24 protein-coding genes are annotated in these 24,682 nt (G+C 73.5%); 9 read left to right on the top strand and 15 right to left on the bottom strand.

Going from position 1 to position 24,682, the window contains the following annotated elements:
- Positions 1–237, top strand: a 237-nt coding sequence (locus tag ACGF12_RS30930; protein ID WP_393037268.1) for a hypothetical protein, incomplete at its 5' end; no start/stop codon positions are given.
- A 167-nt stretch (positions 238–404) separates the two neighbouring features.
- Here ACGF12_RS30930 and ACGF12_RS30925 read toward each other — a convergent pair.
- Positions 405–1,409, bottom strand: a complete 1,005-nt coding sequence (locus ACGF12_RS30925; RefSeq protein WP_393037265.1) for a stage II sporulation protein M — start codon at positions 1,407–1,409, stop codon at positions 405–407.
- A 243-nt stretch (positions 1,410–1,652) separates the two neighbouring features.
- Here ACGF12_RS30925 and ACGF12_RS30920 point away from each other — a divergent pair, with 243 nt between their 5' ends.
- Complete coding sequence (locus tag ACGF12_RS30920) at positions 1,653–2,615, top strand: RDD family protein (protein WP_393037262.1); 963 nt, start codon at positions 1,653–1,655, stop codon at positions 2,613–2,615.
- A 28-nt stretch (positions 2,616–2,643) separates the two neighbouring features.
- Here the strand turns inward: ACGF12_RS30920 and ACGF12_RS30915 are convergent, their stop codons facing one another.
- Entirely contained in the window at positions 2,644–3,273 is a 630-nt protein-coding gene (locus ACGF12_RS30915; protein WP_393037260.1) for a hypothetical protein, read from the bottom strand.
- Between the two features lie 109 nt (positions 3,274–3,382).
- Here ACGF12_RS30915 and ACGF12_RS30910 point away from each other — a divergent pair, with 109 nt between their 5' ends.
- Positions 3,383–3,895, top strand: a complete 513-nt coding sequence (locus ACGF12_RS30910; protein WP_393037257.1) for a SigE family RNA polymerase sigma factor — start codon at positions 3,383–3,385, stop codon at positions 3,893–3,895.
- Positions 3,892–4,953: a hypothetical protein gene (locus ACGF12_RS30905; RefSeq protein ID WP_393037254.1), complete on the top strand. Its 1,062-nt coding sequence runs from the start codon at positions 3,892–3,894 to the stop codon at positions 4,951–4,953. The genes ACGF12_RS30910 and ACGF12_RS30905 overlap by 4 nt, the downstream gene beginning before the upstream one ends.
- Before the next feature lie 101 nt (positions 4,954–5,054).
- Here ACGF12_RS30905 and ahcY read toward each other — a convergent pair whose 3' ends face one another.
- The 6 genes from ahcY to ACGF12_RS30875 form a co-directional block, all read right to left on the bottom strand.
- The gene (ahcY, locus tag ACGF12_RS30900; protein ID WP_393037251.1) at positions 5,055–6,503 is read right to left on the bottom strand and encodes an adenosylhomocysteinase; all 1,449 of its coding nucleotides are present in this window, start codon (positions 6,501–6,503) and stop codon (positions 5,055–5,057) included.
- Between the two features lie 336 nt (positions 6,504–6,839).
- Positions 6,840–7,817 carry a cation diffusion facilitator family transporter gene (locus ACGF12_RS30895; RefSeq protein WP_393037248.1) on the bottom strand — a complete coding sequence of 326 codons (978 nt, stop codon included), beginning with the start codon at positions 7,815–7,817 and terminating at the stop codon, positions 6,840–6,842.
- Positions 7,818–7,918: 101 nt separating this feature from the next.
- Complete coding sequence (locus tag ACGF12_RS30890) at positions 7,919–9,163, bottom strand: SIS domain-containing protein (protein WP_393037245.1); 1,245 nt, start codon at positions 9,161–9,163, stop codon at positions 7,919–7,921.
- Between the two features lie 56 nt (positions 9,164–9,219).
- Complete coding sequence (locus tag ACGF12_RS30885) at positions 9,220–9,402, bottom strand: Trm112 family protein (RefSeq protein WP_097237660.1); 183 nt, start codon at positions 9,400–9,402, stop codon at positions 9,220–9,222.
- A 111-nt stretch (positions 9,403–9,513) separates the two neighbouring features.
- Positions 9,514–10,899, bottom strand: coding sequence for a phosphomannomutase/phosphoglucomutase (locus ACGF12_RS30880; RefSeq protein WP_393037241.1), 1,386 nt, complete (start codon positions 10,897–10,899; stop codon positions 9,514–9,516).
- Between the two features lie 127 nt (positions 10,900–11,026).
- The gene (locus ACGF12_RS30875) at positions 11,027–11,470 is read right to left on the bottom strand and encodes a DUF3499 domain-containing protein (protein WP_393037238.1); all 444 of its coding nucleotides are present in this window, start codon (positions 11,468–11,470) and stop codon (positions 11,027–11,029) included.
- Positions 11,471–11,554: 84 nt separating this feature from the next.
- Between ACGF12_RS30875 and ACGF12_RS30870 the strand changes: the two genes are divergently transcribed.
- Positions 11,555–12,007 carry a metallopeptidase family protein gene (locus ACGF12_RS30870; protein WP_393037235.1) on the top strand — a complete coding sequence of 151 codons (453 nt, stop codon included), beginning with the start codon at positions 11,555–11,557 and terminating at the stop codon, positions 12,005–12,007.
- Positions 12,008–12,235: 228 nt separating this feature from the next.
- On the opposite strand, the gene ACGF12_RS30865 is transcribed toward ACGF12_RS30870, so the two are convergent.
- The 3 genes from ACGF12_RS30865 to ACGF12_RS30855 all read right to left on the bottom strand — a co-directional run bounded on the left by ACGF12_RS30865 (position 12,236) and on the right by ACGF12_RS30855 (position 18,361).
- Positions 12,236–13,987: a DUF5719 family protein gene (locus ACGF12_RS30865; RefSeq protein ID WP_393037232.1), complete on the bottom strand. Its 1,752-nt coding sequence runs from the start codon at positions 13,985–13,987 to the stop codon at positions 12,236–12,238.
- 6 nt (positions 13,988–13,993) lie between these two features.
- On the bottom strand, positions 13,994–17,839 hold the full coding sequence (locus tag ACGF12_RS30860) for a glycosyltransferase family 2 protein (protein WP_393037229.1): 3,846 nt from the start codon (positions 17,837–17,839) through the stop codon (positions 13,994–13,996).
- A 249-nt stretch (positions 17,840–18,088) separates the two neighbouring features.
- Positions 18,089–18,361, bottom strand: a complete 273-nt coding sequence (locus ACGF12_RS30855; RefSeq protein ID WP_030062195.1) for a WhiB family transcriptional regulator — start codon at positions 18,359–18,361, stop codon at positions 18,089–18,091.
- A 728-nt stretch (positions 18,362–19,089) separates the two neighbouring features.
- Between ACGF12_RS30855 and ACGF12_RS30850 the strand changes: the two genes are divergently transcribed.
- From ACGF12_RS30850 to ACGF12_RS30840, 3 genes are read left to right on the top strand one after another with little or no spacing between them, the layout of a single operon-like run.
- On the top strand, positions 19,090–19,617 hold the full coding sequence (locus ACGF12_RS30850; protein ID WP_393037272.1) for a cysteine dioxygenase: 528 nt from the start codon (positions 19,090–19,092) through the stop codon (positions 19,615–19,617).
- A 40-nt stretch (positions 19,618–19,657) separates the two neighbouring features.
- On the top strand, positions 19,658–20,617 hold the full coding sequence (cofD, locus tag ACGF12_RS30845; protein WP_393037226.1) for a 2-phospho-L-lactate transferase: 960 nt from the start codon (positions 19,658–19,660) through the stop codon (positions 20,615–20,617).
- Positions 20,614–21,912 carry a coenzyme F420-0:L-glutamate ligase gene (locus ACGF12_RS30840; RefSeq protein ID WP_393037223.1) on the top strand — a complete coding sequence of 433 codons (1,299 nt, stop codon included), beginning with the start codon at positions 20,614–20,616 and terminating at the stop codon, positions 21,910–21,912. Before cofD ends, ACGF12_RS30840 begins: the two co-directional genes overlap by 4 nt.
- 6 nt (positions 21,913–21,918) lie before the next feature.
- Here the strand turns inward: ACGF12_RS30840 and ACGF12_RS30835 are convergent, their stop codons facing one another.
- The 4 genes from ACGF12_RS30835 to ACGF12_RS30820 form a co-directional block, all read right to left on the bottom strand.
- Entirely contained in the window at positions 21,919–22,188 is a 270-nt protein-coding gene (locus tag ACGF12_RS30835) for a type II toxin-antitoxin system RelE/ParE family toxin (RefSeq protein WP_393037221.1), read from the bottom strand.
- Positions 22,185–22,457 (bottom strand): type II toxin-antitoxin system Phd/YefM family antitoxin, encoded by a 273-nt coding sequence (locus ACGF12_RS30830; RefSeq protein ID WP_393037218.1) that lies wholly within the window; start codon positions 22,455–22,457, stop codon positions 22,185–22,187. The genes ACGF12_RS30835 and ACGF12_RS30830 overlap by 4 nt, the downstream gene beginning before the upstream one ends.
- Positions 22,458–22,502: 45 nt before the next feature.
- Positions 22,503–23,423: a DNA-3-methyladenine glycosylase family protein gene (locus tag ACGF12_RS30825; RefSeq protein ID WP_393037215.1), complete on the bottom strand. Its 921-nt coding sequence runs from the start codon at positions 23,421–23,423 to the stop codon at positions 22,503–22,505.
- 101 nt (positions 23,424–23,524) lie between these two features.
- Positions 23,525–23,653 carry a hypothetical protein gene (locus tag ACGF12_RS30820; protein WP_393037212.1) on the bottom strand — a complete coding sequence of 43 codons (129 nt, stop codon included), beginning with the start codon at positions 23,651–23,653 and terminating at the stop codon, positions 23,525–23,527.
- Between the two features lie 106 nt (positions 23,654–23,759).
- Here ACGF12_RS30820 and ACGF12_RS30815 point away from each other — a divergent pair, with 106 nt between their 5' ends.
- Complete coding sequence (locus tag ACGF12_RS30815; RefSeq protein ID WP_393037209.1) at positions 23,760–24,551, top strand: TIGR03089 family protein; 792 nt, start codon at positions 23,760–23,762, stop codon at positions 24,549–24,551.
- The last annotated feature ends 131 nt before the right edge of the window (positions 24,552–24,682 follow it).

Genomic DNA, 24,682 nt, shown 5'->3' with positions numbered 1-24,682 from the left:
GCTGTTGAGTTCTCAAGGAACGGACGCTTCCTTCGGACCGCCTTCCAGCGGGCCCTCCGGGCGCTTCGTTCTTTCGTGTTTCCAGCTTATCAGATCTTCTCGGCCGTTCTTACCGGCTTCGTTTTCTCCGAATTCCCGCTGGCGGGTTTTCCTTCAAACTTCGCTCCGAAGCTTATCAAAGCTTTCGGTGTGCTCAGTCCGCTGGATTTGCTTCGTCGGAGGGCGCGCATTTCGTGAAACGCGCTCGCCTCGATTTCGGCGGTGTCGTAGACACTAACGCCCGGGCCCGACCGTTGTCCAGTCAGTCCCAACCGTTCAAACCTACTAGCCCACCCTCGCCACGTCAATGGTTTGGTCGGGATGCGAGAAGAGTAGCAGGTCAGCGGCCTGTTGATCACGCCGACTCAGGCCGCGACGGGCTGCAGGTCCGCCCGATCGGCCGCATCCACGTCACCGGACTCTCCGCCCTCGGCAGCCTTTCGGCCCAACACCAGGGCGTACAGAAGGAAGGCCACCTCGGCCAGCACGCCGATGGAAATGCGCGCCCACGTGGGCAGACCGGACGGGGTCACGAAGGCTTCGAGGACGCCGGAGACCGCCAGTACGGTCGCCAGACCCATCGACATCCCGATGATCGAGCGGCCCTGTTCCGCCAGCGCCACGGTACGGGTGCGCGGGCCGGGGTCGATGACGGTCCAGCCGAGACGCAGGCCGAAGCCGCCGGCCACGAAGACCGCGGTCAGCTCCAGCAGGCCGTGCGGAATGAGCAGACCGAGGAAGGTGTCGAGCCGGCCGGCGGAGGCCATCAGTCCGACCCCGATGCCGAGGTTGACCACGTTGCTCCACATCACCCACAGGACCGGAATGCCCAGCGCGATTCCGTACAGCAGGCACTGCACGGCGATCCAGGCGTTGTTCGTCCAGACCTGCGCCGCGAAGGAACTGGCCGGCCGGTCCGAGTAGTACGCCTCGTACTGGCCGCCGGGGCGGGTCAGCTCCCGCAGCTCGTCGGGGGCGATGAGGCTGTTGCGGACCTCCGGGTGGGTCGCCATCCACCAGGCGAGCAGTGCGGTGGCGATCATCGACACGACCGCCACCGGCACCCACCAGCGGCGGGCGCGGTACAGCGCGGCCGGGAAGCTCACCGTGTAGTAGCGGGCGACGTCCTGCCAACCGTTGGTCCGGGCGCCGGTCACCGCGCTGCGGGCCCGCGACACCAGACCGGTCAACCGGCTGACCACGGCCGGATCCGGCGCTGCGGCCTGGACCTTGGCCAGGTGGCCGGTGGCGCGCTGGTACAGCCCCACCAGCTCGTCGGCCTCCTCGCCGTTGAGCCGGCGCCGACGGGCGAGGGCGTCCAGCCGGGCCCACTCCCCCTGGTGGGTGGCGACGAAGATGTCCAGGTCCATTCGGCGGCTCCATGGTCTGCGGTGGGCGCGTGGCGCGCGTACGCGGTCGAGCAGGTACGTACGGACACGTGCGGCCCAGCATGCCAGGAGCCGTCGCCGCCACGGCCGTCGGGATCTCACTTCCCGTGCGCCCACCGGGCGCCGTATGTTGGCGGCTGCGGATCGGACTGTGGAGAGCGGGTCGTGGGGGCCGATCCATTCGAAGTCCCCTCTTCCCCGCATGAGCGTGAACGGACAGGTGTCTTGAGCGACCTGGTGACGGGTGAGGCGGTCGTCCTCGACCTGCAGACGGCGAAGCTTCCGAGCAGGGCGCTGGCGATCGTGCTCGACCTGCTCGTCGAGTTCGCCGCCCTGTTCATCGTCTCGCTGGTACTGAGCGTCACCCTGATCGACCTCGACGGCGCCGCCGCGGCGGCCTCGTTGCTCGGCCTGATGGTGTTCTTCCTGGTCGGCCTGCCGGTGATGATCGAGACCCTCACCCACGGGCGCTCGCTCGGCAAGGCCGCGCTCGGCCTGCGGGTGGTGCGCACCGACGGCGGCCCGGTCCGGTTCCGGCACTCGCTGGTGCGCGGGCTGGTCGGTTTCATCGAACTGATCGTGACCACCGGCGCCGCGGCAGTGATCACCTCGGCGGTGAACTCGGACGGCAAGCGGCTGGGCGACATCTTCGCCGGGACGGTGGTCGTCCGCGAGCGCACCCCGGGTGCGGGCGGGCCGACCAACCCGCTGCCCCCGGTGCACCCGCAGCTGCTCCACGACATGGGTCGCGAGCTGGTCGCGATGGACCTGTCCGCGGTACCCGAGCCGCTCTGGCTCGCGATCCGTCAACTGCTCGGCCGGATAACCCAGTTGGATCAGTCCGTCGCACTCCGGATGGCCGTCGGGCTGGCCGGGGACCTGTCCGCCCGGACCGGCCACCCGATACCGCCGGGGCTGCACCCGGCCGCCTACCTGGGCGCGGTGCTCACCGAGCGCCAGCGCCGGGAGTGGCTGCGCGCCCAGCAGCAGTTCGCGGCGCAGATGGCCGCGCACATGGCCGCCCCGACGGCACCCGCAGCACCGGCGGCCCCATTCGACGGCCGGCCTCACCGCGTCCTCGGGACGCCCGCGCCCGCGCCGGCCCCCGCCCCGGCAGCGCCCGTGCCCCCCGCAGCCCCGTCCTTCGACAAGCCCGCCCCCGACACCGGCTTCGCCCCGCCCGCCTGAGCCCGGTCGCCCCCTACTCCCCCACCGGCTACTCCCCCACCGGCCAGGCGTTCGGCGGCGACGCCAGCTCCTCCAGCTCGATCCCCTCCGCCGCCAGCACCACGTCCCCCGCCAGGTGCACGACCTGCTGCTCCCCCGTCTCCAGGTCAGCCACCTGGTACCGCTCGACGAGCAGCGGCCCGGAGTCCGTCTCATGGGTGTCGACGCCCTCCAGCAGCCACCCCTGGTCGAAGGTCCGCGGCGCCAGCACCGGCTCGGTGAACGCCACCAGCCGCACCCGCGCGCTCGCCCCCTCCCGCAGCCGCAGCATCCGGGCGGTGGCGACCAGGAAGCCCGGCGAGCGCCCGGTGAAGCCGTGTGCCCGATCGTGCCCCTCCACCGCCGACGCGCCACCGGGGTCCGCCGCGTCGGTACGGACCCAGGCCACCCCGTCCACCGCACCGCCGCGCACCTGCCAGCCGCCGGCCCGCAGCTCCATCCGCAGCGGCCGGGCGCGCGAGTCCAGCGTGAGGTCGACGCTGCCGATCACCCGGCCGTCCGGCGCGTAGGTCTTGGAGACGTACCGCCACCCGGCCGCCCCGGGCGCGCAGCTGAAGCGCTCCTCGCCGAGCAGCACGTGGTCATGAGTGTCGTGGAGCGAGTACCGACCGTTGGGCATGCCCGAAAGCCTACGTCCGCGCCCGCATGCAACATTCTCCGGAGCTCCGCGCATTAGTGGGGTGGACGGCGCAGGAGAGGCGCCGCCGCCACGACGAGAGGGGGTGCGGATGGCGAAGCAGACACGCGACGCGGAGTTCACGGAGTACGTGGCCTCCCGGAGCGGCTGGCTGCGGAAGGTCGCCTATCTGCTGTGCGGGGACTGGCACCGGGCCGACGACCTGGTGCAGGAGACCATCACCAAGCTGTACGTGCACTGGGCGAAGGCGAGCCGCGCGAAGAACGTGGACGGCTACGCCCGCCGGACGCTGGTGAACACCTTCCTCGCCGAGCAGCGCACCTCCTGGTGGCGCCGGACGGTACGGACCGGCACCGACCCGGACATCGCGGCCGCGAGCATCGACCTGGACGTCTCGCTCGACCTGCGAAAGGCCCTGGCGGCGCTCCCGCCGCGCCAGCGTGCGACGGTCGTGCTCCGGTACTACTGCGATCTGTCGATCGATCAGGCGGCCGAGGCGCTGAACTGCTCCTCCGGCAACGTGAAGAGCCAGAGCGCGCGCGCCCTGGACACCCTCCGTCGCAGTCTCGTTCCCGTCCCGGCGCTCGCAGAGAGGACGTCATGACCGCCACCGATCACTACGAGCTGACCGCCGCCCTGTCGGCCCTGGCCGACGAGCCGGCCCCGCCCGCGGCCTTCGACATCACCGCGTCCGTCGCCCGGGGACGAGCCCGCCTGCACCGCCGGTACCGGGCCACGGCCGGCGCGGTGGCCGTCGTGGCGGCCGCCGCCCTCACGGCCACGATGCTGATGAAGCCCGGCAACACGACACCGGCGGTGCAGACCCTCCCGGCGGTCACCGCGACGGCGACGCCGACCCCGACTCCGACGTCGACCGCCACCGGAGCCGCCGCGGACCCGCTCAGCACCGAGATCTCCTACGGCTGGCTGCCCGACTGGGTGGACCAACCGGGCCGGATCGACCGCGAGATCCAGGCCCAGGGCGTCTACTCCGCGGACAAGGACACCGGCCGGAGCATTCCGCGCCTGAACCTCCAGCTCTACCCGGCCGGAGTCGAGCCGCCGATGGAGATCCAGGTGGTCGGCACACACCTCGTGCGCGAGGACGCCCCGCCGATCGACGGGCGGACGGCCTACTGGACGACCCTGCCGAGCGGGACTCAGACGTGGTCGCTGTGTTGGCTGACCCCCTCGGGCCGTTGGGCGGAGCTCAGCGCGAGCAACGGCACCCCGGAGCAGACCAGCCGCGACGTGCTCCTCAGGGTGGCCAACGGTGTCAAGTACGGGCACCGGGACGTCCCGCTGCCGGTCCAGTTCACCGGCCTGCCCGAGGAGTTCGGCACGCCGGACGTGGTGCAGCTCTCCCGCCCGGACCCGGGCGGCCGGGGGGCCTGGAACCTCTACCTGAACTTCAAGGTCCAGGGAAAGACCGTCACCCTCGAACTGCGGCCGGACACGGACGAACCCGGCACGATGCCGACCGGGCACCCCACCCCCGCCCCGACCTGCGAGTCCCGGAACGAGGTGTGGATCTGCGCCAACGTGTACGGGGGCACGCCGCCGGCCCTGGAGCAGATCGGCGGGCTGCCCGGGCTGCTGTCGCGCACCGAGCCGATCGGCGTGAACGAGCGCGACTGGACCACCGACGTGTTCGTCCGCTGAATGGCTGAACGACCGAAGGGCGCACACCGAACGCGCCGGTGGCCGGCATCCACGGGGGTGGTGCCGGCCACCGGCGCGTTCAGCGTTCGGCGCTCACCGCATCAGTAGCGGTACTGCTCCGACTTGTACGGGCCCTCAACCGGAACGCCGATGTAGTCGGCCTGGTCCTGGGTCAGGGTGGTCAGCTTCACGCCCAGCGCGTCCAGGTGCAGGCGGGCGACCTTCTCGTCCAGGTGCTTCGGCAGCACGTAGACGCCGATCGGGTACTGCTCGGTCTTCGTGAACAGCTCGATCTGGGCGATCGTCTGGTTCGCGAAGGAGTTGGACATCACGAAGGACGGGTGGCCGGTCGCGTTGCCCAGGTTCAGCAGGCGGCCCTCGGAGAGGACGATGATGGTGCGGCCGTCAGCCTTGCGCCACTCGTGGACCTGCGGCTTGACCTCGGTCTTCACGACGCCGTCGAGCTTGGCCAGGCCGGCCATGTCGATCTCGTTGTCGAAGTGGCCGATGTTGCCCACGATGGCCTGGTGCTTCATCCGGGCCATGTGGGAGGCCATGATGATGTCCTTGTTGCCCGTGGTGGTGATGAAGATGTCGGCGATCTCGACGACGTCGTCCAGGGTGGCGACCTGGTAGCCGTCCATCGCCGCCTGGAGCGCGCAGATCGGGTCGATCTCGGTGACGATGACGCGGGCGCCCTGACCGCGCAGCGACTCGGCGCAGCCCTTGCCGACGTCGCCGTAGCCGCAGACGACCGCGACCTTTCCGCCGATCAGGACGTCGGTGGCGCGGTTGATGCCGTCGATGAGCGAGTGGCGGCAGCCGTACTTGTTGTCGAACTTCGACTTGGTGACCGAGTCGTTGACGTTGATCGCCGGGAACAGCAGCTGGCCGTCACGGTGCATCTCGTACAGGCGGTGGACACCGGTGGTGGTCTCCTCGGTCACGCCCTTGATGGTGGAGGCGACCTCGGTCCACTTGTTCGGGGTGTCCTTGAGGGTGCGGTTGAGCAGCTCCAGGATGATCCGGAACTCGTCGTTGTCCGCGGTGGACGGGTCCGGAGCGGCGCCGGCCTTCTCGAACTCGACACCCTTGTGGATCAGCAGGGTGGCGTCGCCGCCGTCGTCCAGGATCATGTTCGGAGTCTGGCCGTCAGGCCAGGTCAGCGCCTGCTCGGTGCACCACCAGTACTCCTCCAGGGTCTCGCCCTTCCAGGCGAAGACCGGCACGCCCTGCGGGTTCTCCGGGGTGCCCTCCGGGCCGACGGCGATGGCGGCGGCCGCGTGGTCCTGGGTGGAGAAGATGTTGCAGGAGCACCAGCGGACCTCGGCGCCGAGCGCCGTCAGCGTCTCGATCAGCACGGCGGTCTGGATGGTCATGTGCAGCGAGCCGGTGATCCGGGCGCCGGCCAGCGGCTGCGACTCGGCGTACTCGGCGCGGATCGCCATCAGGCCGGGCATCTCGTGCTCGGCCAGCTGGATCTCCTTGCGGCCGAACGGCGCCAGGGAAAGGTCGGCGACCTTGAAGTCACCGGTGATGTCGGTCGACATGCGTCTGCTCCTCGCTGATGGGGTGGGGCACGGCCATGGTCCGGATGTGTCGCGCATGGCGGGCCGTACGGACGCACGGCTACGCCGGGGCTGCCGGATCCCGCGGTGGCGGGCCGACTCCCTGCTGCGCAGCACAAACCGTCGGAGGACCTCTCTCCCTCGACCGGCGCACACCCTACGGGCACGGACCGCCGATCGACCGCCATCAGCAGCGACGTTCTGGCTCTGGTGACGAATCTACACCGGCGGCCCCACCGGCCGTCCGCCGATGACCGATTTAGGTCGCGGATCCGACCGCCGCTCGACCCGGACACCAGCCGGGGCCGGGACGGTCCGTCAGTGCGCCGCGCCGGGGCCGGGCCCGCCCGGGGTGGCGGCCGGGTCCTCGCCCGCGGCGGCCTTCTCGGCGCTGTAGACGTCCGGTTCCAGGTAGATCACCCGGGCGATCGGGACGGCGGCGCGGACCCGCTCCTCGGCCGCGTCGATCGCCTGCGCCACCCGGGCGGCGCTGTCCTGCGCGTTGACGGAGACCTTGGCGGCGATCAGCAACTCCTCCGGGCCGAGGTGCAGGGTGCGCATGTGGATCACCCCGGTGACCGCCTCGCCGTCCACCAGCGCGGCGCGGATCCGCAGCACCGATTCCTTGTCGGCGGACTCGCCGAGCAGCAGCGACTTGGTCTCCAGGGCGAGCACCACGGCGATCACCACCAGCAGCGCGCCGATGCACAGAGTGCCGACGCCGTCCCAGACGCCGTTGCCGGTGATCACGGTGAGCGAGACGCCGAACAGCGCGAACACCAGGCCGATCAGCGCGCCGGTGTCCTCCAGCAGCACCACCGGCAGCTCCGGCGCCTTGGCGGTGCGGATGAACTGCACCCAGCCCTGACGGCCCTTGGCCTTGGCCGACTCCCGCATCGCGGTGAGGAAGGACCAGCCCTCCATCGCGATGGCGAAGAGCAGCACGCCGACCGCCCAGCCCCAGGAGTCCAGCGCCTCCGGGTGACTGACCTTGTGCCAGCCCTCGTAGATCGCGAACAGGCCGCCGACGGTGAACAGCACGATGGCCACCAGGAAGCCGTACACGTAACGCTCGCGGCCGTACCCGAACGGGTGCTCCTCGTCCGCCGCCCGGCGCGCCCGCCTGCCGCCGACCAGCAGCAGCACCTGGTTGCCGGAGTCGGCCACCGAGTGCACGCCCTCGGCCAGCATCGAGGAGGAGCCGGTGAAGACGAAGGCGGTGAACTTGGCCACCGCGATCGCCAGGTTCGCGGACAGCGCCGCGACCAGTGCCTTCGTCCCGCCCTCTGCGCTCATGCGCCCACCTCGCTCCGCTCGGCAGGCGCTTCGCACAACGCGCACCTGTCGATGGTTCGCTCACTTCGCTCGCTCACGCGCCGAGAGTAGCGGCAGCCGGCTCAGGACTGCGCGGCGGCGAGCCCCAGGTAGACGGCGGCGAAGTCGGTCAGCGCGATCAGGTCGGCCAGCGCGAGCAGCGGGTCCGCCAGGGTGCTCGCGTACTCGGTCAGCCGGACGTCGTGGGCGGCGGCCAACCGGTGCGCGCGGCTGACGCCGAAGCTGCGCGGGCGCACGTCGTCCTCCGGCACCTCGGCCGGGCCCTCCGGCTCCTCCGGCGAACCGGTGCCGGGGACGTGCCGCAGCAGCAGGACCTGCAGGTGCAGCGGGTCGGGCTCCTCGACCCGGTCGCGGAAGAAGTCGTCCGGGTCCGCGCCCGCGCCCAACTGGCCGGTGAACATGCCGCGGTGGGCGGTGAGCACCTGCGGCAGCGGCCCGGCCAGCGCCGGACGCCCGGCCCGGTCGGCCAGCTGGGCGGCGAACCGGGCGGCGGCCGCCCCGGCGATCGGGCCCTCGGCCCACAGCAGCGGCACGGTCCCGGCCAGCCGGGCGGCCAGCCCCTTCGCCGGGTTGGTGTACGCGGCGGCGTCCGGGCGGCAGCGCACGGCGGCGGCGTCCAGCAGGTCGGCGACGCTCGACAGGGCGTCGTACGGCAGCTGGGTGAGGCCGAGCTTCTGGGCGAGCGCCAGCATCGGGGTCAGGTGGGACCAGAGCGCGGCCGGGTCCTCGGCCGGGAGGTCCGGCTCGGCGGCCGGCACGGCCGGCATGCCCTCGTCGGGCAGCACCGAGGCCGTGTACGGCAGCGGCAGCGCGCGCACCTGGAGCGCGGCCTCGGCCAGCGGGCTGCCCGCCGGAGCGGTGACGACGAGGGCGCAGCCGCGCGCGTACGCCTGCTCGGCGAGGCTGATCAGGCCCTGCTCGCCGCCGTCGGCGGAGCTGATCACCAGCAGGTCGAGCGGGCCGGCCCAGCCGGGCAGCTGCCAGCCGAGTCCGGCGGTGAAGGCGGGCGGTGCGCCGGTCCGGTCGGTGCGCGGGGCGGCGGCCTCGGTCGGCGGCAGCGGGGTGACCAGGCTGGCGGACCCTGCCAGCGCGGCCAGGATCTCGCCCGCCGTCAGGGCGCTGCCGTGCCCGGCGACCAGGACGGCGCGCGGGCGGCCGTCCGGGCGCAGCCGGTCGAGGCCGGCCGCGTCGGCCTGCCGCAGCGCGGTGCGGACCCGGGCGCCGGCGCCGGCCAGGGCCAGCAGGGCGCGGTCGCGGTCGGCGCGCTGGAGGGCGGCCGGGTCGTCGAGCAGGGTGTCGTCGAGCATGCGGCGGGCCTCCGGCTGTCCTGTGGGCGGCGGGCGCGGGTGGGGGCTTCCCAGGATCAGGCCGGGCGGCGGGCCTCGTCCACCAGGAGGACCGGAATGCCGTCCCGGACCGGGTACGCGAGGCCGCAGTCCGCGCCGGTGCAGACCAGCTCGGGCTGCTCCTCGGTGCCGCCCTCGGCGAGCGCGGCCCGGCACTGCGGGCAGACCAGGATCTCCAGCAGGAAGGATTCGAGCTTCATGGGGCTCTCCAAAGTTCGGGGGTGGCACGGAGGTGCCCCGGCCGATAGGCAACCCTACCGGCCGGGGCACTGGGGCCTGTTTCCAGGCGCGCTTCGCTCAGCGGCGCTCGGTCAGGCGCGGACGATGGCGAGCACGCCGTCGCGCAGCTCGGCCATCTTCGCCGGGTCCTTGGCCTCGACGTTGAGGCGCAGCAGCGGCTCGGTGTTGGAGGCGCGCAGGTTGAACCACCAGTCCGGGCCGGCCACGGTGAGGCCGTCCAGCTCGTCCACGGTGGTGCCCTCCAGGCCGGCGTAGGCGGCCCGGACGGCGGCCGAGCGGTCGGCCTGGTCGGCGACGGTGCTGTTGATCTCGCCGGAGGCGGCGTAGCGGTCGTACTCGGCGGTCAGCGCGGAGAGCGTGCCCTGCTGCCCGCCGAGCGCGGCCAGCACGTGCAGCGCGGCCAGCATGCCGGTGTCGGCGCGCCAGAAGTCGCGGAAGTAGTAGTGCGCGGAGTGCTCGCCGCCGAAGACGGCGTCGGTGACGGCCATCTCCTGCTTGATGAAGGAGTGGCCGACCCGGGTGCGCACCGGGGTGGCACCGAGCTCGCGGACCACCTCGGGGACGGTCCAGGAGGTGATCAGGTTGTGGATGACGGTCGGCTCGGCCTCGCCGGCGGCCTTGGCGCGGGCGATCTCGCGGACGGCGACCAGGGCGGTGATGGCGGACGGGGAGACCGGCTCGCCGCGCTCGTCGACGACGAAGCAGCGGTCGGCGTCGCCGTCGAAGGCCAGGCCGATGTCGGCGCCGACCTCGCGGACCTTGGCCTGCAGGTCGACCAGGTTCTTCGGGTCGAGCGGGTTGGCCTCGTGGTTGGGGAAGGTGCCGTCCAGCTCGAAGTACATCGGGACGAGCTCGATCGGCAGGCCGTCGAAGACGGTCGGCACGGTGTGGCCGCCCATGCCGTTGCCGGCGTCCACCGCGACCTTGAGCGGGCGGATCGCGGTGAGGTCGACCAGGCCCAGCAGGTGGTCGGCGTAACCGCGCAGGGTCTCCTGCTCGGAGAGCACGCCGGGCTCGACGTCCTTGGCCGGGACGGTGACGGTGTCGTCCTCGGCGGTCCAGGACTCGACCAGCTCGCGGATCTCGGCCAGGCCGGTGTCCTGGCCGACCGGGGCGGCGCCGGCCCGGCAGAGCTTGATGCCGTTGTACTGCGCCGGGTTGTGGCTGGCGGTGAACATCGCGCCGGGCAGGTCGAGCTTGCCGCTGGCGTAGTAGAGCTGGTCGGTCGAGCAGAGGCCGATCTCGACCACGTCGGCGCCGTAGGCCGCGGCGCCCTCGGCGAAGGCCCGGCTGAGCGACGGGGAGGAGGGGCGCATGTCGTGGCCGACCACGATCGCGGACGCGCCGGTGATCTGCACGAAGGCGGCTCCGAAGGCCCGGGAGAGGCTCTCGTCCCACTGGTCCGGGACGACGCCTCGGACGTCGTACGCCTTCACGAGCTGCTTGAGGTCGCGCACTGCGGCTCCACCCTGGTTCTGTGCTGATCGATACGTCGGGCCACCGGGCCGTCCGGTCGACGGGTCACGGTGACGTCAGACGGGCAGCGTACCCGGGCCGGGCGAACACTCCGTGCCGGGTGATGCGTCAGTTGTCGGGAGAGCGCAGAACCCGGAGGTGGCCGCGGCGACCGCCCTCGGTGGACTCGCCCTCGGTGGCGCGGCCATGACGGGGGGTCGGCGGGCGGGCGGCCTCGCGCACGGCGTTGGCGAGGGCCTCCAGGTCGTCGCTGCTGCGGCGCAGCGGCCCGGCCTCGGCGGCGAGCCGGACGACCTCCCAGCCCCGCGGGGCGGTGAGCCGCTCGGCGTGCTCGGCGCACAGGTCGTAGCAGTGCGGCTCGGCGTAGGTGGCGAGCGGGCCCAGTACGGCGGTGGAGTCCGCGTAGACGTACGTCAGCGTCGCGACGGCCGGTCGGCCGCACGCGGTCCGCGAACAACGACGTACAGAGCTCACGAGGGTGGACGGTACCGCACTCCCCGCCGGGGAGCGAAGACCGCCTGCCCGGAGGCGGTGCCGTGTCGCCCGCCGCACGCTCGTCAGTGCGCCGATCCCCCGGGCGTTTCCCCGCCGGAGTGGTCCACTTCCGACCGTCCAAGGACTACTCTCGGCAGTGATATGGACAGCTCCGCACCGCAGTCATCGACAGGGCCCTCGCGCCGCCCCCGGCACCGCGACCGGCACGGCAGAGGGCTGCGCGGCCCCCTGGCGCCGCCCCAGGTGCCGATCTCGCTCACCCGCTCCGAACTCTTCGACGACTACGTGCGCGAGTCGGTGGAGCGGCTGGAGCGGCGTTGGCCGCAGCTGATCGAGGTGGAGTTCGCCGTCCAGGAGGTGCCGCTGCACGAGGCGGGCGGCGCCGACACCGAGGACGGCGTGCCACTGGGCCGGGTGTCGCCGGGCGAGAAGGGGCGCAAGAGCCAGATCGTGGTGTACCGGCGGCCGGTGGAGATCCGGGCGAAGACCCGGGAGGACCGGGCGGCGCTGGTGCACGAGATCCTGATCGAGCAGGTGGCCGACCTGCTGGGGCTGTCGCCGGACGCGATCGACCCGCGCTACGACGAGGAGTGACCCCCTCGGGAGCCGAAGGGCGCGCCGGTGTCGGAAGCGACGAGCGACAAGCGAGCGATGGGGGTACCCCCGGCCGAAGGCTGGGGGAGAGTGCCGGAACGTGGGGGCACCGCCCAGCCGCCAGGCTGGGGGAGAACGTCGGCACCGGGTCGAGAGCGCCCGGAGGCGAGCGAGGAGTGACAGCCGGGGGCGGGCACCCGCGAACGGGTGCCCGCCCCTGGCGTGCGGTCAGCGCAGGACGACGGCCGGGTCCTGGGCGGCCTGCGGGACCTTGACGGTGCTGTGGTCGTCGCGCAGTGCCTGGACGGTGAACATCGGCACGTCCTTGGTGGGGATGGCGAGCATCCGGGCGGCCACCACCGGGCCGCCGGACTCGGTCTCCACGGTGAGCGCGAAGACGCCGTTCAGCCCGGCGGGCTCGGGCGCCGGGACGGCCACCGTGCCGCCGGCCGGGATCTGGACCTCCTTGGTCGCCGGGGTGCCGCCGCCGCTGCCGGCCGAGCCGGTGACCTTGACGGTGGCGGCGTCGCCGGTGGAGGTCAGGAACAGCGTGGAGGCCCCGGCCCGGTTGTCGGCGACGGTGGCCCGGGCGCCGATCGGGTTGCTGCCGGTGAGCCAGGCCGCGTCGCTCTTGCCGTTGCTGCCCGTACGGTCGACCCGCAGGCCGGCCACGATCGGGGTGGGGTGCTTGTCGTCGCTGGGCGACAGCCGCAGCCCGGCGACCTCGTCGCGGGTGACCTTGCCGAGGTCGACGGCGGCCACCATGCCCGCCTTGACGTGGATCGACTCGTTGCCGGCCGGGGTGAACCAGCCGTTCTTGCCGGAGAGCTGGATCTTCAGGTCGGCGTCGTCCTCCGGCGGCGCCCAGACCACCAGACGGGCCGCCGAGGTGTCGGCGGGCAGGCCGGGCAGCACCTGGGTGGCGGCCGGGTCGGCCGACGCGGGGATCCAGTCGGCGCCCTTGTTGCCGTCGGCGGCGTGCAGCGCCGCGCCGACCCGCCCGGAACGGGCCACCACGTGCACGGCGAGGTCGGTGACGGCGCCCTTGCTGATGGTGGACAGCAGCACCGACTGCGAGCTGCCGGGGGCGACGGTGATGCCGTTGGCGGCGTCGTTGTCGATCAGGCCCTTGTCGCCGTACAGCTTGATGTCGACCACGGCGGCGGAGGACTCGGTGTTGACCAGGCTGACGTAGTCGACCCGGTCGCCGGCCGTGCTGGCCCCGGCGAACCAGAAGTCGGTGCCGGCCGGGGTGCACGTGAGGCCGGACAGGCCCAGGCCGCGCTGCTCGGTGACCACGGTGGTCTGGGTGACGGTGAAGCCGGGGGCGAGCGCGCCGGTGGCGACGGCCCCGGTGCCGGGCGCGGCGTCGCCGTTGGTGGCCGGGCCGGTGGCCGGGGTGCCGGGCTTGGTGACGGTCAGCTTGGCGTCGGCGGGCGCGGCGTTCTTGTCCGGGGCCGGGGCCGCCGGGGCGCCCGAGCCGCTCGGGGCAGGGGTCGCCGGGGCACCCGCCGTCGGGGTGGCCGAGGGCGCGGTGGTCGGCGGGGTGGCGGGGGCGGCCTGGTCGGAGAGCCAGCCGGCGCCGCCGGTGGCCGAGCCGGTGCCGGGCGGGGTGTAGGCGGAGAGCGTGGTCGAGCCGGTCAGGCCCTGGAGCGGCTGCGGGCAGACCGCCGCGGTCCGCTCGACCTGCGCGGTGGCCGGGGCGACAACGTCCGCCTTGGCCGGGCCGGCCGGCTGGCGGACCTGGGCGATCCCGAACACCGCCGCGAGCACCACGGCCGCGGCCAGCAGGGACTGGGTGGTCTTCGTCCCCGCGGACCGGCCGGGGGCCTTCGCCTCGGCGCGGGCGGGCTCGGCCGACTCCGCGGGCTCGAAGGCCCCGGCGGACTCGAAGGCCCCGGCGGACTCGAAGGCCTCAACCGGCTCGAAGGGCTCCTCGGCCCGGTCGGCGGACTTCTTCCTGAAAGCGGGCTTCTTCATCGCGGGTCAGCTCCCCGATCCGTGCTGGTGCGGGTACCGGCCGCCTGGGTCGTTCGGGTCGTAGTAGGGCTCGCCCTGCTGCTGGCCCGGCAGCCAGGGCTGCTGGTGCTGCTCGGGCTGCTGCTGGTACGGGTCGTAGCCGTACTGGCCCTGCTGGTACTGCTCGTAGCCCTGCTGCGGGTAGGCCTGCTGCTGCCCGTCGTACCCCTGGGTGTCGTAGCCCTGGCCGCCGTACGGCGCGGCCACCGGCTGCTGGGCCGCGTACTGGTCGTAGCTGTACGGGTCGGCCTGCTGGTAGGTCTGGTACGGGTCGGTGTACGGCTCGGCCTCCTGGACGGCGGCGGCCGCCTGGACCGCCTCGGTCGCCGGATCGCCGGCCGGCTGGGCCAAGGCCGCGCCCGGCCGGCCCTCGTACACCCCGGGCTCCTCGGCGCCGGGCTCGGCGCCCTCGCCGCGCTCGGCCATCCGGCGGGCCCGGCGGCTGCCGGGGGCGGGGGCCTGCGCCTGGGCGGCGGCGGCCAGCGCGGCGGCGGCCACCACCTCCTCGGGCAGGTCGTCGTCCTTGTGGCTGCGGCGGCCGGGCAGGGCCAGCACCAGGATGGTGAGGCCGAGCAGCGCCTGGGCCCAGATCCAGCCGGTGTGGGCGAGGCTGCCCTCACGGGTGACGGACAGCTTGCCGCCGGCGGCCGGGAGCTTGAAGCCCTGCGCCCAGCCGTCCACCGTGGTGGGCTCCAGGGCGGTGCCGTCCACGGTGGCCTTCCACTCGGGGGCGGCGGCCTCGGCCAGGCGCAGCACCCGGCCGTCCGGGCCAGCCGGGACGGTGGCGCCGAGGTCGCGCACGCCGGCCGGGACGACCACCGGGTTGGCGCCCGGAGCGGTGATCACCGCGCGGACCGCAGGGGCGCCGTTGACCTGCCAGAGCGCGGCGTCGCCGTCCTGGTTGGCCCTGACCAGGCCGGGGGTGGTGTCCAGGACGCCCTTGAAGGCGTCGATCACCGGGCGCTGGACGAGGACGTAGGCGATGCCGTAGCCGGCCAGGGCGTTCGCCTGGTCGGCGCCGGAGCCGGCCAGCAGGCTGCCGACCATCTTGTTGAGTCCGTCCTGGGTGCCGGTGGCCGGGTCGACGGTGGACTCGGCCTGGCCGAGCGTCAGGCCGGCGCCGCGGACCACGGTGTAGCGGACGGCGCCCTTCTCCCCGGTGACGACGAGGGTGCGGGACCGGTCGGTGGTGCCGGCCTCCTCGGCGATGAAGGCGGGCACCTGGCCGGCGTCGCCGCGGTGCAGCGGGCCGCCGGCACCGGTCAGCGCCCACCACAGGCCGGTGCCCAGCGGGGCCAGCGCGGCGGCGGCCACCACCAGGGCGGCGACCGGCTGGCGCCAGCCGAAGGCGATCCCGGCGACGCGGGCGTTGGCGCCGTCGGCGCCGATCGCGGCGGCGGCGAGCAGGGCGATCCCGGCGATCAGGGTGGCCGGGCCGGCCCAGGCGGGCACCGCCGGGCCGCCGGAGGCCGGGGTGACGGAGGTGCCCGCCACCGCGACCGCGAAGACCAGGCCGGCGCCGGCCGCGCCCCAGGCGGCGAGCACCGCGCGGCGGCGGTCGGCGCGCAGCAGCGCGGCGAGCGCGGCGAGCACCACACCGGCGGAGAGCCAGACCGGCGGCACCCCGGCGCCGCCCGGGTTGACCAGCAGCAGGCCGGCCGCACTCGCTCCGGTGCCGTGCAGGCCGGGCAGCCCGGCCTCCAGCAGCAGCCACTGCGGGTGCGACAGCACCTTCAGGGACCAGGGGGCCAGCACGGCGACCGGCACCGCGAGGATCACCAGCACGCGCAGGCCGAGCAGCCGCAGCGCCGTACCGCCGGAGCCGAAGGCGCCACCGCGCAGCACCGCGACGACCAGCGTGGCCAGGCACAGCGGCACCGCGAGCGCCCAGGTCAGCGGGACGAAGGCGGTGGTCAGGGTGAGCAGCAGGACGGTCATCCAGACCGGCCGCCAGCCGGGGCGGGCGCCCTTGGCGGCGCTCTCCGCGCGGATGCCGAGGCCGGCCGCGATCGCGGCGGCGCGGGCCAGCGGGGGCAGCAGCACGGCGAGGACGGCGGTGCCGATCCGGCCCTGGGCGAGCGCGCCGGTCGCGGCGGGCAGCAGCGCGTAGGTGGCGCTGGCCCAGGCGCGGACCAGCTTGGAGGCCAGCAGCGGCCGGGACACCAGGTAGGCGCTGACCGCGGAGAGCGGGACGGTGAGCACGACCAGCACGGTGAGCGCGAGGTCGGCGTGGCCGAACAGCAGCCAGGAGAACACCGCGAGCACGCCGAGGTACGGCGGTGCGGCGGCGGTGGAGCCGGTGCCGATCGGGTGCCAGGCGTCCGCGTACATCGACCAGAGGCCGCCGGCGCCGTCGGAGGCGGGCAGCAGCGCGCCGCCGAACAGCTCGCCGCCGCCGAGCAGGCTGCGGCAGGCGACCAGGGCGAACACCAGCAGGGCGGCGAACAGTACCGGCGCGGGGCGCCGGGCCAGCTTCTTGAGCAGTGCGAACTGCTCGACGACCAGGTCCTCGGACTCCTCGTCGCCGCCGGCCTCGGCGCTGCCGTGCCGGCTGCCGGTGTCGTCGCCGCCCCCTATCCCGAGCGAGCCGATGACGCCCTCGACGGCCAGCCGGGCGGTGGCGCCGGGGGCTGGGAAGAGCGTGCGGTCGTCCAGGGCGTCCGCCGCCCTGGTCCGGGAGCGTCGTTTGCGCGCGGCCAGCACCCGCGGGAAGCGGATGAGTTCGTGGCCGAGGCCGGCCAGTTCGTCGACGGCCTGGCGCGGGTCCTTGCCGAGCAGGTTGGTGACGGCCCGCAGCAGGGTGCCGAGCACCAGGCGCAGCAGCACGTACGGGAAGAGCGCGCCCTTGCAGTTGGCGAGCAGGGTGAAGACGGAGCCGGCCTTGTCCACCCGGTGCGGGTGGGAGGAGCCGCAGTCGATGGCGCGGCGCTCGCGGCTGGCCGCCTCGGCGTGCCGCAGCACGGCGTCGGGGGCGATCACCACGCGGTGGCCGGCGGCGTTGACCCGCCAGCAGAAGTCGGTGTCGTCCCGCATCAGCGGGAGGGCCTTGTCGAAGCCGCCGAGCTCCTCGAAGACGTCCCGGCGCACCAGCATGCCGGCGCTGGAGACGGCGAGCACCGGGCGGACCTGGTCGTGCTGGCCCTGGTCCTGCTCGCGGCGGTCGAGGCCGGTCCAGCGGCGGCCGGAGCGGGCGATCGTCACGCCGACCTCGAGGAGCTGGCGGCGGTCGTACCAGCTGCGCAGCTTGGGGCCGACCACGCCGGCGCTGGGGGTGGAGTCGGCGACCTGGAGCAGGCGGCGCAGCGCGTCGGTCTGCGGTTCGCAGTCGTCGTGCAGCAGCCAGAGCCACTCGACCGGCTGGGTCTCGCGCGGGCCGCCGCGGCCGAGGTCGTCCTCCTGGGCGAGCGGGTCGCCGAAGTCGTCCCAGCCGCCGGTGACCGGGTCGTAGCCGGAGGGGTCGAGCCGGTACGGGAGGTCCTCGGGACGCAGCGGCGGGCTGTTGAAGACGGCCTCGGCGACGGCGGTGCCGAAGCCGGCCCGGCGGCCGAGGATCAGCGGGCCGCTCTCGGGCATCCCGTCGGCGAGGCCGAAGTCGTCGAGGGCTTTCGCGAGCAGTTGCGGGGAGTTGTCGGTGGATCCGGTGTCGACCGCGAGGATCCGCTGGACCTGACGGTCCTGGCCGAGCAGGCCGGCCAGGGCCTGCGGCAGCCAGCGGGCGCCGTCGTGCGAGACGATCACCGCGGTGACCAGGTGACGCGGGTAGGCGGGCGGCCTGGAAGCGGTGAAGCCGCTCTGGTGGCTGTAGACGGTCATCGAGTGCGTGGGCCCCAGTTCTCGGTGGACACAGCCGGTGAACGGCAACCGGATGGCGCACCACACTAACGGCTCCGGATGGCCGCCTCGTGCGCGGTGCCGGTGCGGAGGCGGTGGAGGAGGGGTCCGGGAGCACCGGAAGAACTGCCCGGGAACACGAAAGCGCCCCACCGTCGCGGTGAGGCGCTCGTTCAGCTGTGTGGTTGTCCGTCGTTGTCGGAGGGTCAGCGAGGTCGGGGGTCGCCCCGGTCAGACCGCGCTCTTCTTGAGCCGACGGCGCTCGCGCTCGGAGAGGCCGCCCCAGATGCCGAAGCGCTCGTCATTGGCGAGGGCGTACTCCAGGCACTCCGAGCGGACCTCGCAGGCGAGGCAGACCTTCTTGGCCTCGCGGGTCGAGCCGCCCTTCTCGGGGAAGAAGGACTCCGGGTCGGTCTGGGCGCACAACGCGCGCTCCTGCCAACCGAGTTCCTCCTCATCCTCCGCGATGCCGTCCCCGATCAACAGCTCAAAGAGCTCGCTCATGTGGCGCGCCTCCTCTGCCCCTACTTGGCGTCCCCGTGGTTGCCGTTGCCTCGTGCGGCCGACGACACGAGTGAAATTACAGTTGCGTCACTCTGGCCCAGTCAAGCCGAGCTCTGGTATTGAGGCCGGGATTCACTCCCTGGCACCAAACAGTTACGAATAGTGTACATATCCGGACACATCGGACTTTCGGCCCGAAAGCCTCGGACGGCATCGAACCGTCCACAACCACTCGCGGAATGACGCCCGGTCACCGTCACAGGCCGGTCATCGGCCTGCCTTCCCGGCGATCTTCCCATCGAAACATAGAGAGTGATGAACCACCCCATCAGGGCAAGATCCGGACCTAACCCACTCGAATGCCGCATCCCCCGGTTTGACACCGACCCCGCGCGTGCGGTGTCCTTGCCCCTATGTCAGAGTTCGCCAGCCCCCGGAGCGGTTCCACCCTCCGCCGTGCCGTGAACTCTTGTTGTCGCCTCTGTTCCTGCTGTATCTAGGCGCCCGCGTCCCACCGCGCGCCGCCCCCAGGACACACAGAGGCCGCCCGCGATTCCCGTCCCAGGACATCCCGGATCCGGCTGATCCCGACGAACCAGCCGACTCCTCCGAGGACGACTCCTGTGCGCACCATCCGCATCCGCAAACGGAACCGCGACCGCAACAAGCTCGCCCGCCCGGGCCTCGCCCCCACCCGTCCTTGGACGGACGGGCTCAGCGACGTCTCCATCGCCGGCGACCCGCTCGCCTTCCCCCACCTCGCCCGCACCGACCTGCCCGGGCACCCCGGCACCGTCGCCGAGTACGCCCGGCTGGTGCGCGAGATCGCCGCCGACCGCGCCCGCTGGGAGCCGCTGGTCCGCTACGACGCGCTCACCCGCTGGTACGCCCGGCTGGAGACCGGCCCCGGCTACGAGGTCTGGCTGCTCAGCTGGCTGCCCGGCCAGAGCAGCGGCTTCCACGACCACGGTGAGTCCTCCGGCGTGCTGACCGTCGTCCGGGGCGAGCTGATCGAGCGCTCCCTGACCCACACGGGCGAGGGCTCCCGCACCCTGCGCCCCGGCGGCCAGCGGGTGTTCTCCTCCGGCTACCTGCACGAGGTGGTCAACGGCGCGCTCGAACCCGCCGTCTCCATCCACCTCTACACCCCGGGCCTGACCGAGATGAACCAGTACGGCGCCGCCACCGCCGTCCCCGGGCAGCACCTCCAGCCGCACCCGGAGCCGCACCCGCGGACTCAGGCCGAGAGGCATTGAGCGCGGCTGACGAAGAGTCCGACCGTGGCAGGATGACCCCATGCGCATCGTGGCACTGGCAGGCGGAATCGGCGGGGCGCGCTTCCTGCGCGGACTCCTCGCGGCGGTCGGACCGCAGGACGAGATCACCGTCATCGGCAACACCGGCGACGACATCCACCTCTACGGCCTCAAGGTCTGTCCCGACCTCGACACCGTGATGTACACCCTCGGCGGCGGGATCCACGAGGAACAGGGCTGGGGCCGGACCGACGAGACCTGGTCGATCAAGGCCGAGATGAAGGAGTACGGCGTCGGCCCCGAATGGTTCGGGCTCGGCGACCGGGACTTCGCCACCCACCTCGTCCGCAGCCAGATGCTCACCGCCGGGTACAGCCTCAGCCAGGTCACCGAGGCACTGTGCGTGCGCTGGAAGCCCGGCGTGCGACTGCTCCCGATGAGCGACGACCGGGTCGAGACCCACGTGCGGATCACCGACGAGCAGGGCACCCGGGCGATCCACTTCCAGGAGTACTGGGTCAAGCTGCACGCCGCCGTCGACGCCGATGCGATCATCCCGGTCGGCGCGGACACCGCCAAGCCCGCGCCCGGGGTGCTGGAGGCCATCGCCGAGGCCGACGTCATCCTCTTCCCGCCGTCCAACCCGGTCGTCTCGATCGGCACCATCCTGGCCGTCCCCGGTATCCGGGAGGCCGTCGCCGCCGCACCGGCCCCGGTGGTCGGGCTCTCCCCGATCATCGGCGGGGCGCCCGTGCGCGGCATGGCCGACAAGGTGCTGGCCGCCGTCGGTGTCGAGGCCACCGCCGAGGCGGTCGCGCTCAACTACGGCGCGGCGCTGATCGACGGCTGGCTGGTGGACACCGCGGACGAGAACGCCGTCGCCGCCGTCGAGGCCGCCGGGATCGCCTGCCGGGCCGTCCCGCTGCTGATGACCGACGTCGAGACCACCGCCGAGATGGCCCGGGCGGCGCTCACACTGGCGGAGCAGGTGCGCAAGTGACCGCCTCGCTGGAGGTCCTCGGCGTCGAGGGGATCCCCGAGGTCGACGCGGGCGCCGACCTCGCCGAGCTGATCGCCAAGGCCGGGACGTACCAGGACGGCGACATCCTGCTGGTCACCTCGAAGATCGTCAGCAAGGCCGAGGGCCGACTGCTGCGCGCCACCGACCGCGACGCGGCGATCGACGCCGAGACCGTCCGGGTGGTCGCCCGGCGCGGCCCGGCCCGGATCGTCGAGAACCGCAACGGCTTCGTCATGGCCGCCGCCGGGGTCGACGCCTCCAACACCGCCCCCGGCACCGTCCTGCTGCTCCCCGAGGACCCGGACGCCTCGGCGCGCGCGCTGCGGGCCCGGCTCCAGCGGCTCACCGGCTGCCGGCTCGCCGTCCTCGTCACCGACACCTTCGGACGGCCCTGGCGCAACGGGCTCACCGACGTCGCGATCGGCGCCGCCGGACTGTCCGTCCTGGAGGACCACCGGGGCCGCACCGACAGTCACGGCAACGAGCTGGTCCTCACCGTCACCGCCACCGCCGACGAACTCGCCGCCGCCGCCGACCTGGTGAAGGGCAAGGCCACCGGCGTCCCGGTCGCGGTCGTGCGCGGCCTCGGACACCTCGTCACAGACGAGGACGGCGTCGGCACCCGGCCGCTGGTGCGGCCCGCCGTCGACGACATGTTCCGGCTCGGCACCTCCGAGGCGCTGCGCCAGGCCGTCACCCTGCGGCGCACCGTCCGCGCCTTCACCGCCGACCCGGTCGACCCGGCCGCCGTCCGCCGCGCCGTCGCCGCCGCCGTCACCGCGCCGGCCCCGCACCACACGACGCCGTGGCGGTTCGTCCTGCTGGAGTCCGCCGAGACCCGGGTTCGGCTGCTGGACGCGATGCTCGCGGCCTGGCAGCGCGACCTGCGCGAACTCGACGGCTGGGACGACGCCAAGATCGCCCGCCGTACCGCCCGCGGCAACGTCCTGCGCGACGCGCCGTACCTGGTGGTGCCCTGCCTGGTGATGGACGGCTCCCACGACTACCCCGACCGGCGCCGGGCCGCGGCGGAGCGGGAGATGTTCACCGTCGCCGCCGGCGCGGCCGTGCAGAACCTGCTGGTCGCGCTCACGGGTGAGGGCTACGGCTCTGCTTGGGTGTCGTCCACCATGTTCTGCCGTGACACCGTCCGGGCGGCGCTGGACCTGCCGGACGGGTGGGACCCGATGGGGGCCGTGGCGGTCGGCCGGCCGGCGGAGGCGCCGCGGGAGCGGGCGGAGCGGGGTGCGGACGCGTTCATCGCGGTGCGGTAGGGGATCTCAGAGGCCCCGGTAGATCTCGCGACGGTTGCCCACCTCCACGACGACGATCACCAGAACGTCGTCGTGGATCTCGTACGCCACGCGGTAGATGCCGACGCGAAGCCGATAGAGGCCCGTGTGGCCCGTCAGCTTCTTGACGTCCGGGCCGTCAGCGTACGGGTCGTCGCCGAGCCGGGTGAGCGCGGCGAGAATCTGCATGGCATCGACCTGGCCGATGGCGCGTAGCTGCCGCCGGGCGCTCGCGGTGAATCGGAACGCGTACTTCACCCGGCGCTCCCGGCAGCACCCGGAGGCGCTCCGAAGAGGTCTGCCAGGAGTTCGGCCATGCTCACGGTGGGTTCGTCCCGATGTTTCTCCGCCTCTCGGGCGAGGAGCTCGTCCTCTGCGTCCTCTATGGCATCGAGGATCTCGATCGGCACGACCGCTCCGACACGCTCGCCCTTGCGGGTGATGACGGTGACCTCACCGGCCTCGGCCCGGCTCAGCACCTCGGCGAGATGGGCCCGGACTTCACGGATGTTCAGTTCGTCAGCCATGCTTCAAGCGTACACAACACGTGTACGCATCGCAGCGCTTTCCGCTCAGCGGTGGCGGTGGTCGTTGGGGGTGAGCCTCGGGCCGTAGCGGGGGGCGCGGGCGCCGGTGGCCGTCAGGAGACGGCAGACGCGGTGGCGGTGCGGGCGGTAGGGCTCCAGGAGGGCGAGCATCTGGGCGTCGTCGCTGCGGGGACGCCCGGCCAGGGCCCAGCCGACCAGGTTGGGGAGGTGGAAGTCGCCGACCGAGACCGCGTCCGGGTCGCCGTTGCTGCGCTGGAGGGTCTCGGCGGCCGTCCAGACGCCGATGCCCGGTACGGCCGTCAGTCGGGCGAAGGCCTCCTCGTGGCCCATCGCCGAGGCCTCCTCCAGCCGCGGTGCCAGCCGCACCGCGCGCATCACCGTCGCCGAGCGCTTGGGGTCCACGCCCGCCCGGTGCCACTCCCAGCTCGGGATCATCGCCCACTCGCGGGCCGACGGCGCCACCCGCATGCCCTCGGCCGGGCCGGGCGCCAAGGTGCCGAAGTCCCGCAGCAGGGTGCGCCAGGCGCGGTAGGCCTCGTCGGTGGTGACCTTCTGCTCCAGGATCGCCGGGACGAGGGACTCCAGGACCAGGCCGGTGCGGGTGAGCCGCACCCCCGCCGTACGGCGCTGGGCGTCCCGTAGCGGGCCGGTCGGCAGCACCAGCGCCTCCGGGTGGTCCTCCGCCCCGAGCAGCGCGGGCAGCCGGTCCAGCAGCCACTGCGCGCCGGGGCCCCAGGCGGTCGCCTCGACTTCGCCCTCGGCGGGGTGGGGCCGCACCCGGAGGGTGCCGACGCCGGCCGGGGTGCGGGAGGCGCGCCAGACAGCGCCGTCGCCGGCGGTGCGGTAGGAGGGGTCGGCGGGGCCCCGGCGCAGGGGCAGCAGCGTCCGGGCGACGTCGAGCGGGAAGCCCGGCCGCCAGCGCCGTACCGCCTCGCCGCCCGTCACTGCCGTCGCCTCCTGTGGTCCCTGGGGCTATGAACGATACGCGGGGAAGGCGACAGGCCGGGGCGCGGGGAACGGCCGTACGGGATGGGGACGTTGGCCGGCTACCGCGCCGCGGCCGTGCGCAGGGCCGGGAGCTGGGCGTAGAGCGCGGCGCCGGGGCTTCCGGTGTTGAAGGCGTCGCGGTGGCCGGAGATGGCGGCGAAGTCGACCACCGTGCCCTTGGGGGGCACACAAGGGGGATCGTCGTTGCGAACCGGGCGGCCCGCCACGTCGCCTCGCGCCCGCTCGGCCGCCCCTCCCGGCCTCCCACCCGAAGGCCGTAGGCTGGGGCGCACCATGACTGCGCCATTCGCTGCCGATGCCCGCACCCCCGTCGAGCTGCTGCACGCATATCTGCGCGGCGGCACCCCTTCGGTCGATCCCGCGGCCCCGCTGGTCACCTTCTACGACGACGCCACCGGCGAACGGGTGGAACTCTCCGCCCGGACCTTCGACAACTGGGTCGCCAAGACCGCCAACCTCCTCCAGGACGAGCTGAACGCCGGTCCGGGCGACCGCGCCGCGCTGCTCCTGCCCGCCCACTGGCAGAGCGCCGTCTGGCTGCTGGCCTGCTGGTCGGTCGGGGTGACGGCGGTGCCGGGCGGCGACCCGGCCGCCGCCGACCTGGTGGTGAGCGGCCCGGACGGCCTGGAGGCCGCCCAGGCGTGCGAGGGCGAGCGCGTCGCGCTCGCGCTGCGGCCGCTCGGCGGCCGCTTCCCGCAGCGCCCGGACGGCTTCCTGGACTACGCCGCCGAGGTGCCCGGCCAGGGCGACCGCTTCGCGCCGTACTCCCCCGTGCCCCCGGAGGGGCCGTCGCTGGAGACCTCGGTGGACGGGCTGCCGCTGAAGCTGACCGGCGAGCAGACCGTCGCGCTGGCCCGGGAGGGGGCCGTGCGCCTCGGGCTGGAACCCGGCGCGCGCGTCCTGTCCACGTCCTCCTTCGACGACTGGGCGGGCCTGGAGGCCGGCTTGCTGGCCCCGCTGTCGGCCGGCGCCTCGGTGGTGCTGTGCCGCAACTCCGAGGGCCTGAGCGCCGAGCAGTGGGAGAAGCGGGTCGAATCCGAACGGGTGACACTGCGCCTCGGCTGACCCCCGGCGAGGGCCCGGCGGGTAGGGATCCCTGCCATGGCCGAGGATGACACCGAGCACCCCCCGACCGATGACGTTCCCCCGACGGACACTCCCCCGAACGGACCCGGACGCCCGCGCAGGCGCCGGCG

Origin of the sequence: Kitasatospora sp. NPDC048296 (assembly GCF_043201815.1) — a bacterium.
Lineage (GTDB): Bacteria > Actinomycetota > Actinomycetes > Streptomycetales > Streptomycetaceae > Kitasatospora.
This window is presented reverse-complemented; position numbering and strand designations above follow the sequence as displayed.

Excerpts from the sequence above, each read along its gene's own strand:
- cofD (WP_393037226.1), top strand. The coding sequence starts at position 19,658 with ATGCGCATCGTGGCACTGGCAGGCGGAATCGGCGGGGCGCGCTTCCTG.
- ACGF12_RS30905 (WP_393037254.1), top strand. The coding sequence starts at position 3,892 with ATGACCGCCACCGATCACTACGAGCTGACCGCCGCCCTGTCGGCCCTG.
- ACGF12_RS30890 (WP_393037245.1), bottom strand. The coding sequence starts at position 9,163 with ATGCTCGACGACACCCTGCTCGACGACCCGGCCGCCCTCCAGCGCGCC.
- ACGF12_RS30885 (WP_097237660.1), bottom strand. The coding sequence starts at position 9,402 with ATGAAGCTCGAATCCTTCCTGCTGGAGATCCTGGTCTGCCCGCAGTGC.
- ACGF12_RS30855 (WP_030062195.1), bottom strand. The coding sequence starts at position 18,361 with ATGAGCGAGCTCTTTGAGCTGTTGATCGGGGACGGCATCGCGGAGGAT.
- ACGF12_RS30895 (WP_393037248.1), bottom strand. The coding sequence starts at position 7,817 with ATGAGCGCAGAGGGCGGGACGAAGGCACTGGTCGCGGCGCTGTCCGCG.
- ACGF12_RS30815 (WP_393037209.1), top strand. The coding sequence starts at position 23,760 with ATGACTGCGCCATTCGCTGCCGATGCCCGCACCCCCGTCGAGCTGCTG.
- ACGF12_RS30860 (WP_393037229.1), bottom strand. The coding sequence starts at position 17,839 with ATGACCGTCTACAGCCACCAGAGCGGCTTCACCGCTTCCAGGCCGCCC.
- ACGF12_RS30925 (WP_393037265.1), bottom strand. The coding sequence starts at position 1,409 with ATGGACCTGGACATCTTCGTCGCCACCCACCAGGGGGAGTGGGCCCGG.
- ACGF12_RS30910 (WP_393037257.1), top strand. The coding sequence starts at position 3,383 with ATGGCGAAGCAGACACGCGACGCGGAGTTCACGGAGTACGTGGCCTCC.
- ACGF12_RS30830 (WP_393037218.1), bottom strand. The coding sequence starts at position 22,457 with ATGGCTGACGAACTGAACATCCGTGAAGTCCGGGCCCATCTCGCCGAG.
- ACGF12_RS30865 (WP_393037232.1), bottom strand. The coding sequence starts at position 13,987 with ATGAAGAAGCCCGCTTTCAGGAAGAAGTCCGCCGACCGGGCCGAGGAG.
- ahcY (WP_393037251.1), bottom strand. The coding sequence starts at position 6,503 with ATGTCGACCGACATCACCGGTGACTTCAAGGTCGCCGACCTTTCCCTG.
- ACGF12_RS30915 (WP_393037260.1), bottom strand. The coding sequence starts at position 3,273 with ATGCCCAACGGTCGGTACTCGCTCCACGACACTCATGACCACGTGCTG.
- ACGF12_RS30870 (WP_393037235.1), top strand. The coding sequence starts at position 11,555 with ATGGACAGCTCCGCACCGCAGTCATCGACAGGGCCCTCGCGCCGCCCC.